The sequence below is a fragment of the Synechococcus sp. N26 genome (assembly GCF_900473975.1).
Classification (GTDB): Bacteria; Cyanobacteriota; Cyanobacteriia; order PCC-6307; family Cyanobiaceae; genus Parasynechococcus.
The window spans coordinates 46344-66452 of the sequence record NZ_UCNM01000011.1 but is presented as its reverse complement, the minus strand read 5'-3'; the positions used below and the strand labels follow the sequence as shown (position 1 = coordinate 66452).

Annotated in this window: 25 protein-coding genes; 13 read left to right on the top strand and 12 right to left on the bottom strand. The window is 62.8% G+C overall.

Annotated features, from left to right (window positions below):
- Nucleotides 1-2: 2 nt before the first annotated feature.
- The 4 genes from DXY33_RS10765 to DXY33_RS10750 all read right to left on the bottom strand — a co-directional run bounded on the left by DXY33_RS10765 (nt 3) and on the right by DXY33_RS10750 (nt 1759).
- Nucleotides 3-296, bottom strand: a complete 294-nt coding sequence (locus DXY33_RS10765; protein WP_244276030.1) for a hypothetical protein — start codon at nt 294-296, stop codon at nt 3-5.
- A gap of 8 nt (nt 297-304) precedes the next feature.
- Nucleotides 305-502 carry a hypothetical protein gene (locus DXY33_RS10760; protein ID WP_244276029.1) on the bottom strand — a complete coding sequence of 66 codons (198 nt, stop codon included), beginning with the start codon at nt 500-502 and terminating at the stop codon, nt 305-307.
- Nucleotides 503-939: 437 nt separating this feature from the next.
- Nucleotides 940-1107 (bottom strand): DUF4278 domain-containing protein, encoded by a 168-nt coding sequence (locus tag DXY33_RS12950; protein WP_115132879.1) that lies wholly within the window; start codon nt 1105-1107, stop codon nt 940-942.
- Nucleotides 1108-1360: 253 nt separating this feature from the next.
- Entirely contained in the window at nt 1361-1759 is a 399-nt protein-coding gene (locus tag DXY33_RS10750; protein ID WP_115132878.1) for a hypothetical protein, read from the bottom strand.
- A gap of 84 nt (nt 1760-1843) precedes the next feature.
- On the opposite strand from DXY33_RS10750, the gene DXY33_RS10745 reads away from it, so the two are divergent.
- Nucleotides 1844-2575, top strand: a complete 732-nt coding sequence (locus DXY33_RS10745; RefSeq protein WP_115132877.1) for a peroxiredoxin-like family protein — start codon at nt 1844-1846, stop codon at nt 2573-2575.
- A gap of 44 nt (nt 2576-2619) precedes the next feature.
- On the opposite strand, the gene DXY33_RS10740 is transcribed toward DXY33_RS10745, so the two are convergent.
- A complete protein-coding gene (locus tag DXY33_RS10740) occupies nt 2620-3159 on the bottom strand; it encodes a rhomboid family intramembrane serine protease (protein WP_115132876.1) in 540 nt (179 codons plus the stop codon).
- 44 nt (nt 3160-3203) lie between these two features.
- On the opposite strand from DXY33_RS10740, the gene DXY33_RS10735 reads away from it, so the two are divergent.
- Both DXY33_RS10735 and DXY33_RS10730 read left to right on the top strand, forming a co-directional pair.
- Nucleotides 3204-4739, top strand: coding sequence for an NAD(P)/FAD-dependent oxidoreductase (locus tag DXY33_RS10735; RefSeq protein WP_115132875.1), 1536 nt, complete (start codon nt 3204-3206; stop codon nt 4737-4739).
- 43 nt (nt 4740-4782) lie between these two features.
- On the top strand, nt 4783-4983 hold the full coding sequence (locus tag DXY33_RS10730; RefSeq protein WP_114988545.1) for a hypothetical protein: 201 nt from the start codon (nt 4783-4785) through the stop codon (nt 4981-4983).
- A gap of 87 nt (nt 4984-5070) precedes the next feature.
- Here DXY33_RS10730 and DXY33_RS10725 read toward each other — a convergent pair whose 3' ends face one another.
- Nucleotides 5071-5436: a WbuC family cupin fold metalloprotein gene (locus DXY33_RS10725; RefSeq protein WP_371634806.1), complete on the bottom strand. Its 366-nt coding sequence runs from the start codon at nt 5434-5436 to the stop codon at nt 5071-5073.
- Between the two features lie 59 nt (nt 5437-5495).
- On the opposite strand from DXY33_RS10725, the gene DXY33_RS10720 reads away from it, so the two are divergent.
- Entirely contained in the window at nt 5496-6887 is a 1392-nt protein-coding gene (locus DXY33_RS10720; RefSeq protein ID WP_115132874.1) for an MFS transporter, read from the top strand.
- A gap of 53 nt (nt 6888-6940) precedes the next feature.
- A complete protein-coding gene (locus tag DXY33_RS10715; RefSeq protein ID WP_115132873.1) occupies nt 6941-8419 on the top strand; it encodes a deoxyribodipyrimidine photo-lyase in 1479 nt (492 codons plus the stop codon).
- On the opposite strand, the gene DXY33_RS10710 is transcribed toward DXY33_RS10715, so the two are convergent.
- The 3 genes from DXY33_RS10710 to pyrH are packed head-to-tail and all read right to left on the bottom strand — an operon-like array spanning nt 8416 to nt 10861.
- Nucleotides 8416-9561 (bottom strand): geranylgeranyl reductase family protein, encoded by a 1146-nt coding sequence (locus tag DXY33_RS10710; RefSeq protein ID WP_115132872.1) that lies wholly within the window; start codon nt 9559-9561, stop codon nt 8416-8418. The genes DXY33_RS10715 and DXY33_RS10710 overlap by 4 nt on opposite strands.
- Complete coding sequence (frr, locus tag DXY33_RS10705) at nt 9558-10106, bottom strand: ribosome recycling factor (protein ID WP_115132871.1); 549 nt, start codon at nt 10104-10106, stop codon at nt 9558-9560. Before frr ends, DXY33_RS10710 begins: the two co-directional genes overlap by 4 nt.
- A 41-nt stretch (nt 10107-10147) precedes the next feature.
- Nucleotides 10148-10861, bottom strand: a complete 714-nt coding sequence (gene pyrH, locus DXY33_RS10700; protein ID WP_115008677.1) for a UMP kinase — start codon at nt 10859-10861, stop codon at nt 10148-10150.
- 83 nt (nt 10862-10944) lie between these two features.
- Here pyrH and DXY33_RS10695 point away from each other — a divergent pair, with 83 nt between their 5' ends.
- Nucleotides 10945-11139 (top strand): hypothetical protein, encoded by a 195-nt coding sequence (locus DXY33_RS10695; RefSeq protein WP_114988539.1) that lies wholly within the window; start codon nt 10945-10947, stop codon nt 11137-11139.
- An 18-nt stretch (nt 11140-11157) separates the two neighbouring features.
- Here the strand turns inward: DXY33_RS10695 and cobO are convergent, their stop codons facing one another.
- Genes cobO through DXY33_RS10680 form a run of 3 tightly spaced genes read right to left on the bottom strand, consistent with a single transcriptional unit; the run spans nt 11158 to nt 13663 of the window.
- Entirely contained in the window at nt 11158-11823 is a 666-nt protein-coding gene (gene cobO, locus DXY33_RS10690; RefSeq protein WP_115132870.1) for a cob(I)yrinic acid a,c-diamide adenosyltransferase, read from the bottom strand.
- A 20-nt stretch (nt 11824-11843) separates the two neighbouring features.
- Entirely contained in the window at nt 11844-12476 is a 633-nt protein-coding gene (locus DXY33_RS10685) for a class I SAM-dependent methyltransferase (protein ID WP_115132869.1), read from the bottom strand.
- A gap of 32 nt (nt 12477-12508) precedes the next feature.
- Nucleotides 12509-13663, bottom strand: coding sequence for a site-specific integrase (locus tag DXY33_RS10680; RefSeq protein WP_115132868.1), 1155 nt, complete (start codon nt 13661-13663; stop codon nt 12509-12511).
- 72 nt (nt 13664-13735) lie between these two features.
- Here DXY33_RS10680 and hemH point away from each other — a divergent pair, with 72 nt between their 5' ends.
- The 7 genes from hemH to DXY33_RS10645 are packed head-to-tail and all read left to right on the top strand — an operon-like array spanning nt 13736 to nt 20108.
- Nucleotides 13736-14911 carry a ferrochelatase gene (gene hemH / locus DXY33_RS10675; RefSeq protein ID WP_115132867.1) on the top strand — a complete coding sequence of 392 codons (1176 nt, stop codon included), beginning with the start codon at nt 13736-13738 and terminating at the stop codon, nt 14909-14911.
- Between the two features lie 56 nt (nt 14912-14967).
- On the top strand, nt 14968-16755 hold the full coding sequence (gene ilvB / locus DXY33_RS10670) for a biosynthetic-type acetolactate synthase large subunit (protein WP_115132866.1): 1788 nt from the start codon (nt 14968-14970) through the stop codon (nt 16753-16755).
- Entirely contained in the window at nt 16752-17099 is a 348-nt protein-coding gene (locus DXY33_RS10665; RefSeq protein ID WP_115008683.1) for a nuclease, read from the top strand. The genes ilvB and DXY33_RS10665 overlap by 4 nt, the downstream gene beginning before the upstream one ends.
- Nucleotides 17092-17328, top strand: a complete 237-nt coding sequence (locus DXY33_RS10660; protein WP_114988532.1) for a GIVxVP protein — start codon at nt 17092-17094, stop codon at nt 17326-17328. The genes DXY33_RS10665 and DXY33_RS10660 overlap by 8 nt, the downstream gene beginning before the upstream one ends.
- A 33-nt stretch (nt 17329-17361) precedes the next feature.
- Nucleotides 17362-18243, top strand: coding sequence for an amino acid ABC transporter substrate-binding protein (locus tag DXY33_RS10655; protein WP_136975459.1), 882 nt, complete (start codon nt 17362-17364; stop codon nt 18241-18243).
- Nucleotides 18233-18424 carry a hypothetical protein gene (locus DXY33_RS10650; protein ID WP_115132864.1) on the top strand — a complete coding sequence of 64 codons (192 nt, stop codon included), beginning with the start codon at nt 18233-18235 and terminating at the stop codon, nt 18422-18424. The genes DXY33_RS10655 and DXY33_RS10650 overlap by 11 nt, the downstream gene beginning before the upstream one ends.
- Nucleotides 18425-18446: 22 nt before the next feature.
- Nucleotides 18447-20108 (top strand): NAD(P)/FAD-dependent oxidoreductase, encoded by a 1662-nt coding sequence (locus tag DXY33_RS10645; RefSeq protein ID WP_115132863.1) that lies wholly within the window; start codon nt 18447-18449, stop codon nt 20106-20108.
- Nucleotide 20109: the final 1 nt, after the last annotated feature.

Here is a 20109-nt window from a genome sequence, read left to right as displayed (position 1 = left end):
CGTCAGCCAGTCAGTCCCGTTGCCAGCCATCGCAGCCGGCTTTGGCGCGTTGGCGCGTTGGCGCGTTGGCGCTTGGTGCTCCGGTAGCTCTCGTTCTGTTCGGCCAGAGCATCATTCGCCGCATCGACAGCCGTGCTGTCCTTGCCTTCCGCAATGATCAAACGGTTGATGGCCATGGCGTTGCCCAGGCGATTCAGCACCTGATCGATCAAGCGACACTGCTCAAATTCGGCGCGCCCCGCAGCCGGGATCCCCAGCAGGATCAGGCTCCAACACGCAGCACGCCAGCCTTTCATCGATCAGCTCAGGGGCTGTAGCTGATGGTGCACTGATAGCGGCTGCTGGCTCCCACATCAATGCTCTTGCAAGTGGTGTTGGTGATCGTTGCCCCCTTCGGGATCACCCGCATCGCCTCAGCGGTGGCGAACTGCTCGGACGGCCCTTGGGCTGTGGCCCGCTTGCCACCGGCAAGAGCCATGGATCCCAGAAGGAGGCTCGCCATCAACAGCGCCGCGTTTCGCATCGTTAGGGCTGGAAAGGGGGCTTCTCCTTTCGGTTTACACAGAACGCTTCCAGGTGACAGCCGTGCTGTGTTCAACAGCCGCCGGGCTCAACAGCTAGTCCCGTTCAACAGCCACCCCGGCACCAGCGTTGGCGTTGCGGCCTTGGTTCAGCGTTGGCTTCGCTGGCTGGACTCGGTGCAGGGATTGGAGGTGGCGGCAGCAACCCTGCGGGCTGAACGGGAAGACGTCGCGACCCCCATGCGGCATCGAAGGGAACCACCACGAGGGAGATTGGTTCCGCACTCTTTACCGGCCAGGCCAAAGAACTGGACGCGATCAGGACTGTGATCAGAAGTCTGATCGCGCCATTGTGCCGATCCTGCAGCGTTATGCCGTCACGTCGGCTGCGTTCTCAGTGCCCTGCCTTAAGGATCCTTCAGGCTTTGGAGTAGGAGACGCCGCGGTAGGTCAGAGCAACGCAATTGCGAACGGATTTGATTTGCTCAGCCCGATAGCTTTTGCCCATGTATTTCAGTTGGATTGTTGGCCTCGTTGATACTGCTTCTGTCTTTGCATATTTGTTGCCCAAGAAAGTGAGTTCCATGGCGTGAATAGGGATGGATAGAAACTTTTTGAGTTCTACGTCGTCGCCCGAATGTCGCAAGGTTCTGCTTGATACCTTGCTCTTTAGCCATTGTTAAGGCTGCGTCAGCTTGATACAAGTTCTGCTCTTAACCCCTGCAATGACAGGAGAAGGGGGGTGATGCGAGTTGTGGGATTTTGTGTTTGTTGCTGTGAAGCTGTTGAAATATTTGTTGGTTTTGTGTGCTCTGTTGAACTTATCTTGATTGATTCTCTCAGGCTTCAGGCTTGGAGCGTTCCTCTGTTTGTGCTTTGCTGCAGCGTTGGCATGCAGCAATTCTGTCTTTGTGGTGTTCCGGCAGCGTCAGTCGGAATGGGTCAACGTCAAATTCGTAGCCACAGGAGCAGCGGGCATGGAACTTCAGTTTTTTCGCTTTTTTGAGTCGTTTTAAAAGGGTGACGTTGCCAAAAACTTGATCGGGCTTGAATCGTTCCAGCTTGGTGCGTTCCTCCGGCGCATGCTTCACCCGGGCCTTGTGCAGGGCGTTGCGCACGGAGTTTTCACTGCCTTTGCCCAGGATCTTGGGGATCTGCAGGATCGATCGCCCTTCCTGCAGATACAGACGCTTGATCTCCTCGATCTCAGCACTTGTGAAGCCAGATTTCTTGCCCATCTGCTTCCTGCCTTTGACTTGAGTCTCTCAGGCGGTGCGCAAGCGCCATTCACGTTCTCGGAGGAGAAATGTCAGCCTGTCGGGATGATTCCACTGGATCCACTGCTGCAACGGCTGGCCGGAGTCGCCGGCATGGAGAGCGGCTGCAAGCGCCTTGTTGTTGTGCAGGGCCAGCTAGGGGATTTCGACTCGATCGAATACGCCCAGGCGCTGGTGCCAAGGCTTCCCCAGTTGGCGGCGCTTGGGGTCAAGGTTCAGCTGTTCGGCATCGGCAACGCCGGCAGTGCTGAGCGCTTCGCGGCCTTCACCGGGTTTCCCCTGCAGCAGCTGATCGCCGATCCATCGCCGCTGTTGCATCAGGCCCTGGGGTTGGAGAGCGGCTTGAAGCTCCCCGGTGGGCCCTGGCCTGGTTTTCTGCTGATGTGCGCCGGCGTCGGCTCGCCGGGCACCCTGCGCGAGGTGTTGCGCGGTTACACCGGAGATCGCTCGGCGGCCCAGATCTTCGACGACGAAGAGTGGGTTGAAGCCTTTCCTCTGCCGCGCTTCCGGGGGGCTCTGTTCCGCCAGGCCGGTGGTGCTGGGTTCCAGCGACCGTTTGAGCTCGCCACCAAGCGTTTGCGCAACATGAATGAAGTGCTCCGCAACTGGCGCACCTACGTGCCCTGTGACGACTACATCACCCAGCGCGGCGCCACCGTGTTGCTCGACGCCGATGACAGCGTGATCTATTGCCACCGCGATCAAAGCCTGCTCGGCTACTCCGCCACAATGGAACGCCCCTTGGCGTTCCTCGATGAGGTTCTGGCCCAGGACTGAGCTCAATTGACTGTCTTCAACTGGCCGTCTTCAATTGGCTGTCTTCAATTGGCGGTGGGCTCGCGATACACCGCAAGAGCCGCCACAAGGCCGCCGATGAATCCTGCGCTGTGGCCGATCCAGCTGACGCCAGCTGGTGATACACCGGGGATCAAGGCGATCAGGGCTGAGCCGTAAAGCCAGAACGCCACCAGGCCCAGAGCGATGGAGAGGATCCGGCGTTCCAGCCAGCCGATCAGCAGCAGATAGCCCAGCAGCCCATACACCACGCCCGAGAGTCCATGGCTGCGGGCGGGCCAGAACAGGGCCACCGGAATGTTGATCAGCAGCACCGACAGCCAGACGCTCAGGTAATCGCGCATCCCCCGGCTGAGCACCAGCCAGCTCAGGGGCAGAAACGCCAGGCTGTTGGAGATCAGGTGCCCGAAGCCGGCATGGCTGAATGGCGCTGTGATCACCCCCCACCACGGTTGATCCGGCCCCATCGGCAGGTTCCACTGCCCCGCAAACAGCAGTTGGTCGATCAGCTCCTGCCCCCAGGCCAAGGCCAGGATCAGCATGGGAAGCAGCAGTCGAGTGCGCATCGTCTTGCGCCAATGACCACAATGATGACGCGGATGCTGAGCGGATGATCAGAAGCGACGTCGACGTTCTGGTGATCGGCAGCGGCATCGGTGGGCTCTGTGCCGCAGGTTTGTGTGCCCGCGCCGGCTGTGAGGTGCTGGTGCTGGAAGCCCATCACCAACCCGGTGGAGCCGCCCATGGCTTTCAACGCCATGGTTACCACTTCGAATCCGGTCCATCCCTCTGGAGTGGCCTGGGGCGTTGGCCCAGCAGCAATCCCCTGGCCCAGGTGTTGCGCGCGCTGGGTCAGACCCTGGAGGTGATTCCCTATCGCAGCTGGGATGTGCTGTTGCCGGAAGGGGATCTGCGCATCGCCGTTGGGCACGACGACTTTGAGGCTGTGGTGCGCAGTCTGCGCGGCCCCGAGGTGGCCGCCGAATGGCGGCGTTTTGTGGAGGCGCTTCAGCCGATTGCCGCCGCTGCCGATGCTTTGCCCTTGTTGGCCCTGCGGCCTGGGGTGGATGGCATGGCGCAACTTCTGAAGCGCGGTGGACGTCTGCTGCCGCATCTTGCGGCGATGCGTCACCTCTCCGGTTCCTTTGGGCCCCTGGTGGATCGTCACCTCAGCGATCCTTTCCTGCGCCATTGGGTGGATCTGCTCTCCTTCCTGATCAGCGGCATGCCAATGGGAGACACCAACGCCGCAGCCATGGCCACGCTGTTCGGCGAGTGGTTTGAGCCGGATGCCCATCTCGACTATCCCGTTGGCGGCAGTGCAGCGGTGGTTGAGGCCCTGGTGCGTGGCTTGAAAGCTCACGGCGGCAGCCTGCACACCGGCAAGGCGGTGCAGCAGCTGCGGGTGGAGGGGGATCGCGTCGTGGGTGTGACGTTGGTCGATGGAACGCAGATTGCGGCGCGGCAGGTGATCTGCAATGCCGACATCTGGTCCACCCTTGGTCTGCTGCCGGAGTCCGTGGCGCCGAAGTGGCAGCGTCAGCGTCAGGCCACACCGGCCTGCAACGGCTTCCTGCATCTGCATCTGGGCTTTGATGCCACGGGCCTGGAGGATCTGCCGATCCACACCGTCTGGGTGGATGACTGGGCGCGTGGGATCGACGCCGAGCGCAATGCTGTGGTGTTGTCGATTCCGTCGGTGTTGGATGCCTCGATGGCGCCGGCTGGTCGCCATGTGCTGCATGCCTACACCCCGGCCAGCGAACCCTGGGAGCTCTGGGCTGATCTGGAGCGCGACAGCGCGGCGTATCAGCAGAGAAAACAGGAGCGATGTGCTGTGTTCTGGCGGGTGCTGGAACGCCGTATTCCCGACATCCGCGATCGCTGTGAGCTGATCATGGAGGGAACGCCGCTGACCCACAGCCATTTCCTCAATGTTCATCAGGGCAGTTATGGCCCTGCCCTTTCAGCAGCTGAAGGTCTCTTCCCGGGCGTGACGACGCCCCTGGCCAATTTCTGGCTTTGTGGTGCCAGCACCTTCCCCGGGATCGGCATCCCCCCCGTGGCGGCGAGTGGTGCCATGGCGGCCCATGCCGTCCTCGGCCGGGAGACCCAAAACAGTCTGCTGCGGGAGCTGGAGCTTTGAAGCAGCTGCGTCATAACCTCGTTCTGGAACGCCGACGCTGTTCATGACTTCCAACGCCCGGATCGATTCGCTGCAGCTGATGCTCACGGATCTGCGCATGCGCAACGAGCCGATCCGTCACAAAGCGGCGTTTCGTGGTTGCCAGCCGGAATTTCAGGCGTTGGTGAGTCGTTTGATCGAGCAACTGGAAGGGGAACTGCTGGATGAGAAGCAGCGCTCGCGTGAAGCCTCACGTCAGGCCTGATCCTGAGAGAAGGTCGCGCCACTGCGACTCCTGCCTGGCGGCCTCCGTTGTGCCCTCCTGGGGGAAGCCGTTGAGAAAGTCCTTGTCTTAAGCGGGCTGGTAGGGCCCCTGTTTCAGTTCGAAGATCACGCTGTCGGCCTCCAGGGCCACCAGGGTGTGGAACTGATCTTCTGCAATCTCGATGCCGTGGGTGGGCCCCTTGGTGCTGAGATGGAGCTGCTGCTGGATCTCGCCCTCACTGTTGAACTGCAGCAGTCCGATGGCGCCCTGCAGCACCAGAAAACATTCGAAGCCTGTGCCGGAACCGTTGCGCCGGTGGCGGTGGGGCCGCACATAGGTGCTGGGCTGCAGCGCGTTGAGGAAGCGCTGAACCGAATCCTGTTCCCGGTGGAAATTGTGGTTCAGGCGCAGGCGGGGATGCTGCCAAGCCTCAGCGGCAACCTGCGCGAACAAATCACGATCGATTTTTTTGATGTCCAGTGATACCTGCCTCAGGTTTTTGAAATTCTGCCTTGGGCCCGCTGACTCTTGGTCTGCGTTTGGGGCTGTTCCAGCTCAGCCTGGGGATCCTCGGCGTCCTGATCCTGGGACTGCTGAATCGTCTGTTGATTCAAGACATCCAGGTCCCGGCGGTGCTGGCGGCTGTTGCTGTGGGTGGTCAACAGTTGATGGGGTTCACCCGCGTCTGGTTCGGCCATCGTTCCGATCGCATCCCCATCAGCCGGCTGCGGCGCACGCTCTTCATCATCAGCAGCACTGTCGCGATTGCCCTGTTGTTCGCTGTGGCCTGCCAGCTGATGCTGCGCTTGGCCAACAGCATGGAGTCCTCCGGTGGTGAGCTGAATGCGCTGCTGATCGGTCTCTTGATCCTGGCTTTTATTGGGATCGGCATCGCGATTGCTGCTGGTGGAACCGCCTTTTCGGCCTTGATCGCCGATCGCACCACGGAAGCCGAACGGCCGCGGGTGCTGTCGGTGGTGTGGGGGATGCGTCTCCTGGGGGTGTTGCTGGGAAGTGTTCTGGTGAATCAGGTGTTCGGCAGTGCCTGTGCGGCTGATGCCAGTCGCACCGCGGTGCTGGCTGGTTTGGAGCGTCTGTCGCTGGTGACGCCGCTGCTGCTGCTGCTGCTGGTGGGGCTTGGGGTGGTGTCGGTCTTTGGCGTGGAGCGCCGCACCACAGGCTTGATGCTGACTGCCGGGCCGGTCCCGCCCGATGTTCCCCAGCGGTTGGCTTTGCCCCAGTTGTTGTTTCAACTGCGCACCATCCCCCAGGCCGGCCGCTTCCTCGGGGTGCTGTGCCTGTTCACGTTCAGCATGTTTCTCAATGACGCGGTGCTTGAGCACTACGGCGCTGCAGTCTTTGGCATGAGTGTCTGTGCCACCACAGCGCTGAATGTGTTGATTGCCCTGGGCTTCTTCGCTGGCCTGGGTCTGAGTGGCTTTTGGTTGATTGAGCGTGCCGGAAACATCCGCACTGCCAAGGTGGGTGCGGTGCTGGCTGCACTGGCCTTGATGCTGATGTTGTGCGCTGGGGCGGAGCAGTCGATCCCCCGGTTGCGGTCTGCCGTTGGCTTGTTTGGCCTGTCGCTGGGGGTGTGCATGAATGCCTGCCTCAACTTGATGTTCAGCTTTGTGCAGCCCGGACGCACCGGCTTTCTGCTTGGTTTTTGGGGGGCCGGCTATGCCTATTCCTGCGGCCTGGCCACCATCAGTGGAGGCGGGCTGCTCACCTTATTCAAAGCCTGGAACGGTGGTGATTTGTTTGCTGCCTATGGCGGCGTGTTCGGCCTGCAGATGGTTTGTTTCCTCGCTGCCGCGTTGATGACGCGCCGTTTGGATGTGGTGGCTTTCCGCAACACGGTGAAAACTCGCTTTGCCGATGTCATGAAAATGGCAGTGGATTGAAGCTTGGCTGAAGCTCCGGATCCACTAGAACCGGGTTCCCTTCATTGCAGTGAATGGCAGCGCTGCAGGTCGTCTGGTTCAAGCGTGATCTGCGCATCGTTGATCACCGGCCCTTGGCAGCTGCTGTGGAGCGGGGTCTGGTGCTGCCGCTGTATGTGGTGGAGCCGGAGTTGTGGCAGCAGCCCGATGCCTCCGAGAGGCAGTGGATGTTTTGCCGGGAGTCGCTGCTGGAGTTGCGCCAGGCCCTAGCTGATCGGGGCCAACCCCTGGTGGTGCGCGCTGGGGATGTGGTGCAGGTGCTGGAACGGGCCCGGCGTCAGTTCGGCATCGATGGGCTGTGGAGCCATGAGGAAACCGGCAACGGCTGGGCGTATCAGCGCGACAAACGCGTTGGTGCCTGGGCCCGTCGGCACGGCATCGCCTGGACGGAAATCCCGCAGTTCGGGGTGACGCGCCGGATGCGCAGCCGCAATGGCTGGGCCAAACGCTGGGAGGTTCAGATGACGGAGCCCATCAAACCCGTGCCGGCTGCATTGCAATCGCTGGAGGACATTGATCCTGGAGTGATCCCGGAGCGCCCCTGTTCAGAGCTGCTTTCGGATGCGTGTCCGCAGCGTCAGATCGGTGGGCGTTCGATCGGCCTGGGGGAGTTGAACGACTTTCTGCAGCACCGTTCCCAGAGCTATCAACGGTCGATGTCGAGCCCCAACACCGCGTTCACCGGTTGTTCGCGCCTGTCGGCTTATCTCACCTGGGGTTGTCTCTCGATGCGGGAAGTGCTGCAGACCAGCCGCACCCACCGCGGCCGCGGCGTCAGCAGCTTTGAATCACGGCTGCACTGGCACTGCCATTTCATTCAGAAGCTGGAGGATCAGCCGGCGATTGAATTCAGCGATTTCCATCCGTTCATGCGCGGTATTCGTGCAGCTGACGCCAAGCGCTTGACGGCCTGGAGCGAAGGTCGCACCGGCGTTCCCTTTGTGGATGCCTGCATGCGCGCCTTGCGGGTCCATGGCTGGATCAACTTCCGCATGCGGGCGATGTTGATGTCTTTTGCCAGCTACAACCTCTGGCTGCCCTGGAGAGACAGTGGCCTGCATCTGGCCCGTCAGTTTGTCGATTACGAACCGGGGATTCACTGGAGCCAGTGCCAGATGCAGTCGGGCAGCACCTCGATCAACACGATTCGGATCTATAACCCGATCAAGCAGGGCATGGACCACGACCCCCAGGGGCTGTTCATCCGTCAGTGGTGCCCTGAACTCAAGGATGTGCCCACGATTCATATCCATGAGCCCTGGATGCTGGGTGGTGGCATGCCAGCACCGATCGTTGATGTCACCGCATCGATGCAGGATGCCAAAGATCGCATCTGGGAGATTCGCCGATCAGCCGGTTTTGATCGCCATGCCGATGCGATTCAGCGCAAGCATGGTTCACGTAAGGCGGGGTTGAAGCCAACAACGGCTCGCCGCCGGCGCAAACCACAGCAGCCCGACAATGGCAGCCAGCAGCTCAGTCTCGGTCTTTAGTTGCGCTGCAGCAGCAGCCGTTTGATCACCCGTTGGGCGATGTCGCCATAGCCCATTTCCCCGGAGAGAATCTGCGCAATGCGCCGTGGTGCGGTAGGCCGCTTGATCCCCAGCTGGTACCCCACACCGGGGAAGCGATAAAACACCTGGGCAATGCGCCGGCCCCAGGCCATCGACTCACCCCAGCGCTCCCGCATGCTGCGGCTGTAGCCCCGCAGATCCTTGCTGTCGCCCTTGAGCCATGGGCTTAGATATCGGGCCGCCTCGCAGCCACTCATCAGGGCGGGGCGCAGCCCTTCCGCCAAAAAGGGATCGCACAGCGATGCCGCATCCCCCACCACCACAATGCCGTCGCCATCAAGACGGTGATGGCCGTTCCATACCCGCAGTTGGCCGCGCTGACGGATGCCTGCATCGGCGGCGAAGCCCAGATCCGGCAACAGCTGAGCCAGCACCTGCTCCGGGTCGGCATCCTGCTTGCCGATGAAGCTGCCCACACCGATGTTCACACCACCGGCGAGGGGAAAGGCCCAGGCGAAGCCCTGTTTCACCAGGCCAAATTCAAAGCGTGTGGTGCCATCGCTGAGTTTGCCTTTACCCTCGAGTCGCACCGACATGGTGGTGGCCATCTGGGGCTGTTTGGCCCCCAGGCCGAGCCGTTGGGGCCAAGGAGATCCCGAACCATCGGCGATCACCACGGCCCGCCCCTGCCAATGGCGTCCGTCGGTTGCAGTGACGTGCCAGACGTCTCCATGGCGCCGGATGTCATTGACCTCAATGCCTGAAAGGCGTTTTCCCCCAGCCTGAATGGCCTGATCCGAAAGCAGTTGATCCAGGGTTTCGCGGCGCACGATCCAGAACGGTGCATCCCCTGGCAACTCGGCCACCACCGGATCCTCTAGGCACCAACTGAAATCCACCTGATCGATCACCTGCTCCACCGCTGGCTCCAATGAAAAGGGGAACCACTGCTGAACTGAGGCCGCCATGCCTCCTCCACAGGGTTTGATCCGCGGCTCGGCGTCGCGCTCCAGCGTCAGAACGTCATGGCCTGCTAAAGCGAGATGTACTGCCGCGGCACCGCCAGCGGCCCCGGACCCGACGATCAGGACGTCGTGGGTCCGATCTGATTCGTTGCTCACACCTTGAGGATGTCGGCCTCCTTGGTGGCCAGGTGCTGTTCCAGTTCGGCGATGAACTTGTCGAGCGTTTTCTGAATGCTGTCTTGCTCATCGCGGCTCTGGTCTTCGGAGAACTCGCCTTCTTTTTCCTGCTTCTTGATCTTGTCGATCGCGTCGCGGCGCAGGTTGCGCAGGGCTACCTTGCCTTCTTCGGCGTACTTCGAGGCCAGCTTGCAGAACTCTTTGCGGCGCTCCTCGGTGAGGGGCGGCACGTTGATGCGGATGATCTTGCCGTCGTTGTTGGGGGTGAAGCCCAACTCACTCATGGCGATGGCCTTCTCGATCGAGGCCAGGGCGCTGATGTCGAACGGTTGGATCTGGATGGTCTGGGAGTCCGGGGTCGACAGAGTGGCCAGCGACTTCAGCGGCGTGTCAGCACCGTAGTACTCCACGCTGATGCGATCCAGCAGGGAGGAATTGGCCCGGCCGGTACGGATCGTGTTGAAGTTGCGCTGGGTGGCCTCCACCGACTTGCGCATGCTGGCTTCGAGGTCCTGGGTCGACATGGTTGCTGAGGGAGGAGGCGTGCGAACTGGGTTGGCGTTGTTTAAGAGGGATCGCCGATGCGGGACCCGATCGGTTCCCCGGCCACGGCTCTGCCGATGTTGCCAGGTTCAAACAGGTTGAAGACAACAATCGGGATGTTGTTGTCTTTGCAAAGGGCGATGGCGGTGCTGTCCATCACGCCCAGCTCGCCGCTTAGCACGTCTTGATAACTGAGCTGCGCGTGCTTCACCGCGTCGGCGTGCTTGGCCGGGTCTTTGTCGTAAACCCCATCCACCTTGGTGGCTTTGAACACCACATCGGCATTGATTTCGGCGGCCCGCAGGGCAGCGGTGGTGTCGGTGGTGAAGAACGGGTTGCCGCAACCGGCACCGAACACCACCACCCGGTTTTTCTCCAGATGCCGGATCGCTTTGCGACGGATATATGGCTCCGCCACTTCCTGCATGGCGATGGCGGTCTGCACTCGGGTGGGAACACCAGCCCTCTCAAGCCCGTCCTGGAGGGTGATGGCGTTCATCACCGTGGCCAACATGCCGACGTAGTCAGCTGTGGCTCTCTCCATGCCCGCTGCAGACCCCTTCAGCCCGCGGAAGATGTTGCCGCCGCCCACGACGATCGCCAGCTGGGTGCCATTGGCCACCACCTTGGCCACATCGGAGGCAATCGACTGAACAATGGCTGGGTCGATGCCATAGCCCTGAGATCCCATCAGAGCTTCGCCGCTGAGTTTCAGCAGGACGCGTGTGTAGGTCATCTACGGTCCAGATCCTTTCGACAGTAGCAAGCACTGGCACAAGCCTCTGATCGCCGCTTGGATGGGGAAACCGCGGCTGTTTGATGCCAGAGACCGATGCCACCCAAAGCGGTGTGATGGCCCGTCTCACGCTTTCAGCCCTGGAACGGGCCAGTCAGGATCCCGACTGTTGGCGTGAACCGGTGGTGCATCGCGCTCTTTTGGTGAGTGGGCTTTCGGTGCTCACCGCGGCCACCCGTCATCTTCAGGATGATCTCGAGGCGGCTGAAGCGGCCTGAGACCGGCTGGTTCCACCCTTAAAACTCGATGCCCGCCTGGGCCTTCACCCCCTGTTCGCGGAAGGGGTGATGCACCAGGGTCATCTCCGTCACCAGATCGGCCCGCTCCACAAGCTCGGCTGGTGCACCACGGCCGGTCACCGCAACGTGGGTGAGCTCCGGTCGCTCGTTCAATCCGGCGATCACCGCACCGGCCTCGATGTAGCCCAGTTTCAAGGCCACGTTCAGCTCGTCGAGCAGCACCAATTTCACGCTGGCATCGCGCAGATAGCCCAGGGCCTTCTGCCAGGCCGCCTCCACCAGTTGCTGATCCCGCTCTCGGTTCTGGGTTTCCCAGGTGAAGCCTTCCCCCAGGGCATGCCAGTTCACCTGCTCACCGAAGGCCTGCAGTGCCCGTGCTTCGCCAGGCTCCCAGCCCCCCTTGATGAACTGAACAATCGCCACCCGCTCGCCATGGCCAAGGGTGCGCAGGACCAGCCCAAGCCCGGCGGTGGTTTTTCCCTTGCCCTGGCCGGTGAACACCAGCACCAGCCCTTTCTCCTTGTTTCGTTCCTCCACCCGTTGCTTCTGCACCTGCTGGCGCCGCTCCATCCGTTTGCGGTAACCGGCATCGTCGGTTTCTGGGGCGAGCTTGCCCCCCATGCCCAGTTCCGCGGCGGATTGATCGAGGTCGTTGGTGCTCATGGGGAGAGGAGGTGTTGGTTCTATCGAGGCCTAGTGGCCGTGATGCGTTGCAGGGCCCGACCCGCCAGCAGTTCCTGGCTCACGCTGCTGAACCCGAGTTGCTCCAGCTCGGTGGGGAGGTTGTCCTCCAGCATGGCGGTGGCGGTGTCGGTTTCAAACAGGGCACAAAACAGTTGCTGGGGAAGCTTCAGCCAAGGTCCGGCCGGATGCAGATCCACAAGCACCAACCAGCCGCCCGGTTCCAGCAGCCGCAGGGCACTGCGCAGCACCCGTTCCCGATCGCTGCGGGGGAATTCGTGCAGGGCGACGCTCAGCTGGATGGCGCTGAAGCTGGCATCGGCCAGGGGCGGATCTTCGGCCAGCCCTTCCACCCGTTTCAGCTTGGGGTGACGTTGGGCGGCCAAATCCAGGGCCCGGGGGGAGACATCGAGCCCCGTCACTGCGTATCCCGCCGCCAGCCAGGGGGCCGCTGCTTCGCCACTGCCGCAGCAGAGATCCAGCACCGACGCGCCGGGCTTGAGATGGGGCTGCACCGCCTCGAGCCCGAGGCCCCGCAGGCGCTCCACCCCGCCAACACTCAGCGACGACACCGCCGTGACCGTGTCGTAAATCCAGCGGTAGCGGTAGGCCAGCGGCCTCAGAAATGAGGTCATCGTTGAAGTGAAAACAAGCAGACAGGGTGTTGTCAGGCCGGTTGCCGGGCTAGGGCTGCATCCACCGCCTGCTGCTGATCACGCCGGGTGATCCAGTGGTGATAGGTGCGGGTGTGGATCGTCACCGAGTGGCCCATCATCCTGGCCGCGACGGTGTCCGGCAGGCCGACATGGATGGTGCGCACCGCCCAGGCGTGGCGCAGGTCGTAGGGGGTGATCGGCAGGTCGTAGCGGCGGAACTGCTCACTCACCCGCCGTCCCACCTGCTGCAGGGTGGTGCGCCGCAGATCGGTCTGGATGGCTGGCAGAGCGGCCGGATTTTCCGCCAGCTCCTGCAACCCGAAGTGCTCGACCCAGTCGGGGTGGAACGGCCAGCTCTGGTGCTCACCGGTTTTGGTGGTGGGCAGCACCCGCAGCACCTGATCTCCGCCCGGTGCAAGGGAGGAGCAATCGCAGAAAAACACCTCGTGGTTGCGCAGGCCGTAGGTGGCCATCAGGGCAAAGGCCAGGCGCCACTGTGGATTGGGGATGCGGCCTGCGGCCTCGAGGATCTGTGGATCGGTGGGCAGCTGGCGGAACCGGGCTCGGTGCAGGCCATAGCCGCCGGCCTCCTGGCGCCAGTCCTCCGGCAAGGGCAGCTCCAGATGCCGGGCCAGGGCGGCCAGGGCTGTGGCGCATTGCTGCCGGCTGCGGCTGCCGTCCTCGTAACTGGTCAGCGTCTGCATCAGCAGAGCTGGCTCCAGCGGCTGATCACTGCACTGACGCGCCAGTCGCCGGAGGTAGGGCAAATAGGCACTGGTCCAGGTGGTGCGACTGCTCGCCGGGGAACGGCGTCGGCGCGGGTCTGCAAAAAAGGCTGCTTCGAAGCCCTCGATGGCGGCCTGGATCCCGATCGAACGCCCTCTGGCCGTGGCGGCAGAGGTGGAGGCCGACCAGAGCGTCCAATCAAAACTGCGCTGCTCCAGTTGCAACTGCACCAGGGCAGCGGTGCTGAGGGCCTGATTCAGTCCGGCTGCATCGGCCATCAGCCCCAGGCTGATCCGTTGCAGGCCGTTCCGGCTTGGATCCCCGCGCAACGGCAGAGACCCGCGCAGGTTCAGCCGCCGACCCCGCTGTTCGATGCGCAGGCCTGACCCCTGTGCCGCCAGCTGCGCATTGGCGGTCTCCAGCGCACTTTTGAGCTCCATAAATGTGTCGGTGGAACCAAGGATCGCGTCCGTGGCGGCTACGCTCAACCCCCGAAAACCGTTCTGGTTGGTATGTCTCGCGTCGGTGTCGTCCTGCTGAACCTGGGTGGCCCGGAGCGGATCCAGGACGTTGGCCCGTTTCTCTACAACCTGTTCGCCGATCCGGAGATCATTCGGCTTCCCAGTCCGGCGCTGCAGAAGCCGCTGGCTTGGTTGATCAGCACCCTGCGCAGTGGCAAGTCGCAGGAGGCCTATCGCTCCATCGGTGGCGGATCACCGCTACGGCGCATCACCGAGCAGCAGGCCCGTGAACTCCAGAGCTTGCTGCGTCAGCGCGGCATCAATGCCACCAGCTACGTGGCCATGCGCTACTGGCATCCGTTCACCGAATCCGCTGTGGCGGACATCAAGGCAGATGGCATGGATGAGGTGGTGGTGCTTCCCCTTTACCCCCATTTCTCGATCAGCACCAGTGGATCCAGTTTCCGTGAGCTGCAGCGCCTGCGTCAGGCAGATCCGGCCTTTGAGAAGTTGCCGATTCGCTGCATCCGCAGTTGGTTTGACCACCCGGGCTATGTGAAGGCCATGGCCGAGCTGATCGCGGCAGAGGTCCGCAACAGCGACGACCCCACGAAAGCCCACGTCTTCTTCAGTGCCCACGGTGTGCCGAAGAGCTACGTCGAAGAGGCGGGCGACCCCTATCAAAAGGAGATCGAAACCTGCACCGGTCTGATCATGAAGGAGTTGGCCGTTCAGATGGGCCACGAGAACCCCTTCACCCTGGCCTACCAAAGCCGTGTGGGTCCGGTGGAGTGGCTCAAGCCCTACACCGAGGAGGCCCTTGAGGAATTGGGTCAAGCCAAGACCAACGATCTGGTGGTGGTGCCGATCAGCTTCGTCAGCGAACACATCGAGACGCTTGAGGAAATCGACATCGAATACAGGGAGTTGGCCACCGAAGCCGGTGTGGTGAACTTCCGTCGGGTGCGTGCTCTCGACACCTATGCCCCCTTCATCGAGGGATTGGCGGATCTCGTGGCCACCAGCCTGCAGGGCCCTGAGGTGAGTCTCGATGCGGCGGCGGAGCTGCCCAACAAGGTGAAGCTCTATCCCCAGGAGAAGTGGGAATGGGGTTGGAACAACAGTTCCGAGGTCTGGAACGGCCGTCTGGCCATGGTTGGTTTTTCAGCCTTTTTGCTCGAGCTGATCAGTGGTCAAGGGCCGCTGCACGCCCTCGGCCTGCTCTGACCAAGCCAGGGGAGCTGCGGGCCCTTAACCTTGGGGGTCATTGACCCGTCGCCTCTGTGACTCTCACCTCAGCGTCTTCGGCCGTCACTGGGCAGCAGGCCGGTCACGGTGGCCAGAGAATGTCTGGGGCGACAGCCCTGATGGATGCGTTGCGGCGCCATGGCGTCGACACGATTTTCGGCTACCCCGGCGGCGCGATTCTCCCGATCTACGACGCACTCCACATCGCCGAGAGCGAGGGTTGGGTGAGGCACATCCTGGTGCGGCATGAGCAGGCCGGCACCCACGCGGCCGATGCCTATGCGCGTGCCACCGGCAAGGTGGGCGTTTGCTTCGGCACGTCTGGGCCGGGTGCCACCAACCTGGTGACCGGCATCGCCACCGCCCAGATGGACTCGGTGCCCATGGTGGTGATCACCGGTCAGGTGCCGCGTCCGGCGATTGGCACCGATGCATTCCAGGAGACCGACATCTTCGGCATCACCCTGCCGATCGTGAAACATTCCTGGGTGGTGCGCGATCCGGCTGATCTCGCCTCCATCGTTGCCCAGGCCTTCCTGATTGCAGCCAGTGGTCGTCCGGGCCCCGTGCTGATCGACATCCCGAAGGATGTTGGCCAGGAGATGTTCGATTACGTGCCGGTTGAGCCCGGATCGATTGTTCCCAAAGGCTTCCGCAAGCCTCAGCCCCCCCGGGATGAACCGATCCTGTCGGCGCTTGATCTGATCGCCGAGGCGGAGCGTCCGCTGCTCTATGTGGGCGGTGGTGCGATCTCAGCCGGTGCTCACGACAGCCTCCGGGTGATCGCTGAGCGCTATCAGATCCCTGTCACCACCACCTTGATGGGGAAGGGTGCCTTCGATGAAAACGACCCTCTCTCGGTGGGCATGCTCGGCATGCACGGCACGGCCTATGCCAACTTCGCCGTCACCGAATGCGATCTGCTGATTGCTGTTGGCGCCCGTTTTGACGATCGGGTGACCGGAAAGCTCGACACCTTCGCCCCCCGGGCCAGGGTGATCCACTTTGAGATTGACCCGGCCGAAATCGGCAAGACCCGTCGCCCCGATGTGGCGGTGCTGGGTGATCTGGGCCTGAGCGTGGCGCGCCTGGTGGAGCTGAGCCTGCAGCAGCAGGTGCAACCCCGCACTTCTCCTTGGTTGGCCCGCATCGCCGAGTGGAAACAGACCTATCCCCTCACCGTGCCTCCCACCGAAGGCCCCCTCTTCCCCCAGGAGGTGCTGCTGGCCGTTCGCGAGCTGGCACCGAATGCCATCGTCACCACTGACGTGGGCCAGCATCAGATGTGGGCGGCCCAGTACCTGCGCAATGGGCCCCGGGGCTGGATCAGCAGTGCCGGTCTTGGCACCATGGGCTTCGGCATGCCGGCCGCCATGGGCGCCAAGGTGGCGTGCCCCGATCGTCAGGTGGTGTGCATCGCGGGTGACGCCAGCATCCTGATGAACATTCAGGAGTTGGGAACCCTGGCGGCCTACGGCCTTCCGGTGAAGGTGGTGATAGTCAACAACCACTGGCAGGGCATGGTGCGTCAGTGGCAGGAGAGCTTCTACGAGGAGCGTTATTCCGCCTCCGACATGCTCAATGGCATGCCGGACTTCGTTGCTCTCGCCCGCTCCTTCGGTGTGGACGGCGTGCACATCCGCGAGCGGGACTCGTTGAAGCGTGATCTCGATGCGGCGCTCAAGGCCCCCGGCCCGATGTTGATCGACATCCACGTGCGTCGTGGTGAGAACTGCTATCCGATGGTTCCCCCGGGCAAAAGCAATGCTGAAATGGTGGGCCTTCCGGCTCCCATGCCGGTTCTAAACGCCCCGACCTCTTGATTCGTCTTGTCTTAATCGGCGTTCTGCTGCTGCTTTGGGCCGTACCGGTGCAGGCCGCAGAGGTGCTTCAGGTGCGCAGCAGTTCCCTGCTGCAGGTGGGAGATCACAACCGCACCTACACCGTTGCTCTGGCCTGTTCCGCCGTTGATGCAAGCCAGGAGGCCGAGGCCACCGCATGGCTGCGTCAGGAACTGCCGCGCCGTCGCAAGGTCAATCTGCGGCCCGTCGGCTCCAGCGAGGGGCAGCTGATGGCCCGGGTGACCCCGATCGGTGCTGAGCGTGACCTCAGCACCGGCCTGATTGCCGCGGGTTTGGCCAGCAACAGCTGTGGGGGCGATGGCTGATAACCGCATTGCCCGGGGCATTGTCTTGGTGCCCTGTCTGCTGCTGGGGGGTGCCTTTCTGGCCACAGCGGCCTGGGGGCAGGGCGCCGCAGCTGAAAACCGCACCCTGGCCATCGGCATCGGTGCTGGGTTGCTGTTGGCGGGTTGGTTGTCCCAGTTGGGTGGTGGCTCAGACGGTGGGCCTGAATCCTCTGTGACAAAACCGGACGAGTCCGACCCCTCTCCCTAGTTTGCGGGGATCGGGTTGCTTCCCTCCGATCCCATGTCGAAGCCTGAGTGGCGACGTTGGCCTTGGCTGTCGTGGTGTGTTGTTGCAGCAACGCTCATCGGCTGCCAGTCGATCGTGGCCAGTGGCGTCAGCCGCCCAAGGCTGGCGGTGCTGCTGCCGATGGGGCACCGCGATGCTGAATTGCGGCACAACTTCCTCCAGGGCTTTCTTTTGGGCCAGGCTTCGGTGGAGGCCTGTGGTGAGCCCTTCCCGCAGGTTGCCTGGCATGGGACCAACTCCGGCGATGCGCCCGATCCGCAGCTGATGCCCTCGACGGGGCTCAAGCTGCTGGTGGCTCCCTCGTCTGCGGATTTGCGGGCCTTTGCCGCCTTCGCTGACGAGCGGGATCTCACCATTCTGCTCCCCTATCAGCGTGGACAGTCGCTCGACACCCTGTGCGGGCTGGAAGGCCGTGAACGGCTCTGGCCGCTGGTTCCTTACCGCCAGGAGGATCTCAAGGCGATGGTGGCGGCTGCGATGGAGGCCGGCTGGGGACGGGCGATGGTGGTCGAAGACCCTTCTGCCCTTGAGTCCACCAGCTCCACGGCCTTTGTGGAGCGGTTCAAGGCCGCTGGCGGCATTGTTGAGAGCTACGAAGCACAGCCGGTCCAGCGGGTGGATCCCAGCAACAACGGGCGTCTGCAACGGTTCAAGGACGACATGGCCTGGTCTTGGGTGCCCACCGTTGTGGTGGCTGATGCTCCGAACGGTCCCCTCTCCCGAGAGCTGCGGGCTGAGCAGCAGCAGGGGCGCTTCGGCGGTGGTGCACCGCAGGCGCCGAACTGGATTGGCTCACCGAGGCGGAAGACCTGCAGGACGCGCCCGCGGTGCCCTGGCAACAGCTTGGGTTGCAGCACCCTTGCCTTTGTCCGCTGACGGGGGCATCGATGCGATGGGTTGGTTGGACCCTGATCAGAAGGAGGTCGTTCCGATTTGCCAGGCCTTTGATCAGCGTCGCCGCGGGGAGCGTCTGCGTCTGAAGGCGGTGTCCAGTGATTCCCGCTTTCGTGCTGGCTTGGCACCATCGGGCCAGGCCATGGCCGGTCTGATCGAATGAGGTCTGGGGACACGACCTCGAGATGCTGCGCCTGAGTGAACTGAAGCTGCCCCTCGACCATGGGGAGGAAGCGCTGCAGGAGGCGGTGCTCAAGCGTTTGAGGATTCCGCCGGATCGTCTTCTGGGTCAGACCCTGGTGAAGCGCAGTGTTGATGCGCGGCGTCGCGAGCGGATTCAGCTGATTTACAGCGTGGATGTGAAGGTGAAGGGTGAAGCCGCCCTGTTACGGCGCATCGGCAACAAAGGCCGGGTGCGTCTGGCTCCAGACACCCGCTATCGGTCTGTGGGTCATGCCCCCGATGGCTTCCCCTTGGATGCGGCCGATCGGCCTGTGGTGGTGGGTGCAGGCCCCTGCGGTTATTTCGCGGCTCTGCTGTTGGCACAGATGGGGTTCCGACCGCTGTTGCTGGAACGGGGTCAGGCCGTGAAGCAACGCACCGCTGACACCTTTGGCTTCTGGCGGGGCACCAGCCCCTTCAACCCGGAATCCAATGCCCAATTCGGTGAGGGCGGAGCCGGCACCTTCTCCGACGGCAAGCTCTACAGCCAGGTGAGCGATCCCGAGCACTACGGCCGCAAGGTGCTGGAGGAGCTGGTGGCCTGTGGTGCCAGCGAGCAGATCCTCACATTGCACCGCCCCCACATCGGCACTTTCAAGCTCGCCACCGTGGTGCGTGGCCTGCGGGCACGGATTGAAGCCCTCGGCGGTGAGGTGCGTTTCAACAGTCGCGTGACACGCCTTCAGCTCAGCGACAGCAGCGCTGGGAAGCCGCATCAACTCGATGGGGTGGTGCTGGCCGATGGAACGGAGATTCCCTGCCGCCATCTGGTGCTGGCTCCCGGTCATTCCGCGCGCGACTGCTTCGAAATGCTGGAGCAGATCGGTGTGCAGCTGCAGCGCAAACCGTTTTCCGTGGGTGTGCGGATTGAGCATCCGCAGCATCTGATTGACGCAGCCCGCTGGGGAGAGGCGGCGGGCCATCCGCGTCTCGGGGCCGCCGAGTACAAGCTGGTTCACCATGCTGAAAACGGCCGCTGCGTCTACAGCTTCTGCATGTGTCCCGGAGGATTTGTGGTGGGTGCCACCTCGGAGGAAGGCCGGGTGGTGACCAATGGCATGAGCCAGCACTCCCGCAACGAGCGCAACGCCAACAGCGGTTTGGTTGTGGCTCTGGACGCCGATGACCTGGCACCGTTTGAACGCTTCCCCGGGGATCCGCTGGCGGGGATTGCTCTGCAGCGGGAGCTGGAGGAGCGCGCCTTCAGGCTTGGAGGGAGCAGTTACGCCGCACCGGCGCAGCGGTTGGAGGATTTCCTGGCGGCCCGTCCCTCCACCCGTCTGGGTGGCATCGCCGCGTCGTATCAGCCGGGTGTGCATCCCGCCGATCTGGATGACCTGCTTCCTGCTGCCATCGTTGAGGCCTTGCGGGAGGCGTTGCCGGCCTTTGCCCGCAAGCTGAAGGGGTATGACCACCCCGATGCGGTGCTCACCGGCGTGGAAACCCGCACGTCATCGCCCGTGCGGATTCCCAGGGATGAAGCGTTGGAATCGCTCAATGTGAAGGGGCTGGTGCCCGCGGGTGAAGGGGCGGGCTATGCCGGCGGCATCCTCTCGGCCGGAATCGATGGCATTCGGGCTGCTGAAGCCTTGGTCATTCAGATCCTGGGGAGCAAGCCTGTTTGAG

Coding starts and splice junctions, on each gene's coding strand:
- DXY33_RS10765 (WP_244276030.1), bottom strand. CDS start 296: ATGAAAGGCTGGCGTGCTGCGTGTTGGAGCCTGATCCTGCTGGGGATC.
- DXY33_RS10655 (WP_136975459.1), top strand. CDS start 17,362: ATGTCGAAGCCTGAGTGGCGACGTTGGCCTTGGCTGTCGTGGTGTGTT.
- DXY33_RS10715 (WP_115132873.1), top strand. CDS start 6,941: ATGGCAGCGCTGCAGGTCGTCTGGTTCAAGCGTGATCTGCGCATCGTT.
- DXY33_RS10735 (WP_115132875.1), top strand. CDS start 3,204: ATGATCAGAAGCGACGTCGACGTTCTGGTGATCGGCAGCGGCATCGGT.
- DXY33_RS10745 (WP_115132877.1), top strand. CDS start 1,844: ATGATTCCACTGGATCCACTGCTGCAACGGCTGGCCGGAGTCGCCGGC.
- DXY33_RS10645 (WP_115132863.1), top strand. CDS start 18,447: ATGCTGCGCCTGAGTGAACTGAAGCTGCCCCTCGACCATGGGGAGGAA.
- DXY33_RS10660 (WP_114988532.1), top strand. CDS start 17,092: ATGGCTGATAACCGCATTGCCCGGGGCATTGTCTTGGTGCCCTGTCTG.
- DXY33_RS12950 (WP_115132879.1), bottom strand. CDS start 1,107: ATGGAACTCACTTTCTTGGGCAACAAATATGCAAAGACAGAAGCAGTA.
- DXY33_RS10760 (WP_244276029.1), bottom strand. CDS start 502: ATGGCGAGCCTCCTTCTGGGATCCATGGCTCTTGCCGGTGGCAAGCGG.
- frr (WP_115132871.1), bottom strand. CDS start 10,106: ATGTCGACCCAGGACCTCGAAGCCAGCATGCGCAAGTCGGTGGAGGCC.
- hemH (WP_115132867.1), top strand. CDS start 13,736: ATGTCTCGCGTCGGTGTCGTCCTGCTGAACCTGGGTGGCCCGGAGCGG.
- pyrH (WP_115008677.1), bottom strand. CDS start 10,861: ATGACCTACACACGCGTCCTGCTGAAACTCAGCGGCGAAGCTCTGATG.
- DXY33_RS10730 (WP_114988545.1), top strand. CDS start 4,783: ATGACTTCCAACGCCCGGATCGATTCGCTGCAGCTGATGCTCACGGAT.
- cobO (WP_115132870.1), bottom strand. CDS start 11,823: ATGAGCACCAACGACCTCGATCAATCCGCCGCGGAACTGGGCATGGGG.
- DXY33_RS10695 (WP_114988539.1), top strand. CDS start 10,945: ATGCCAGAGACCGATGCCACCCAAAGCGGTGTGATGGCCCGTCTCACG.
- DXY33_RS10740 (WP_115132876.1), bottom strand. CDS start 3,159: ATGCGCACTCGACTGCTGCTTCCCATGCTGATCCTGGCCTTGGCCTGG.
- DXY33_RS10750 (WP_115132878.1), bottom strand. CDS start 1,759: ATGGGCAAGAAATCTGGCTTCACAAGTGCTGAGATCGAGGAGATCAAG.
- DXY33_RS10685 (WP_115132869.1), bottom strand. CDS start 12,476: ATGACCTCATTTCTGAGGCCGCTGGCCTACCGCTACCGCTGGATTTAC.
- DXY33_RS10680 (WP_115132868.1), bottom strand. CDS start 13,663: ATGGAGCTCAAAAGTGCGCTGGAGACCGCCAATGCGCAGCTGGCGGCA.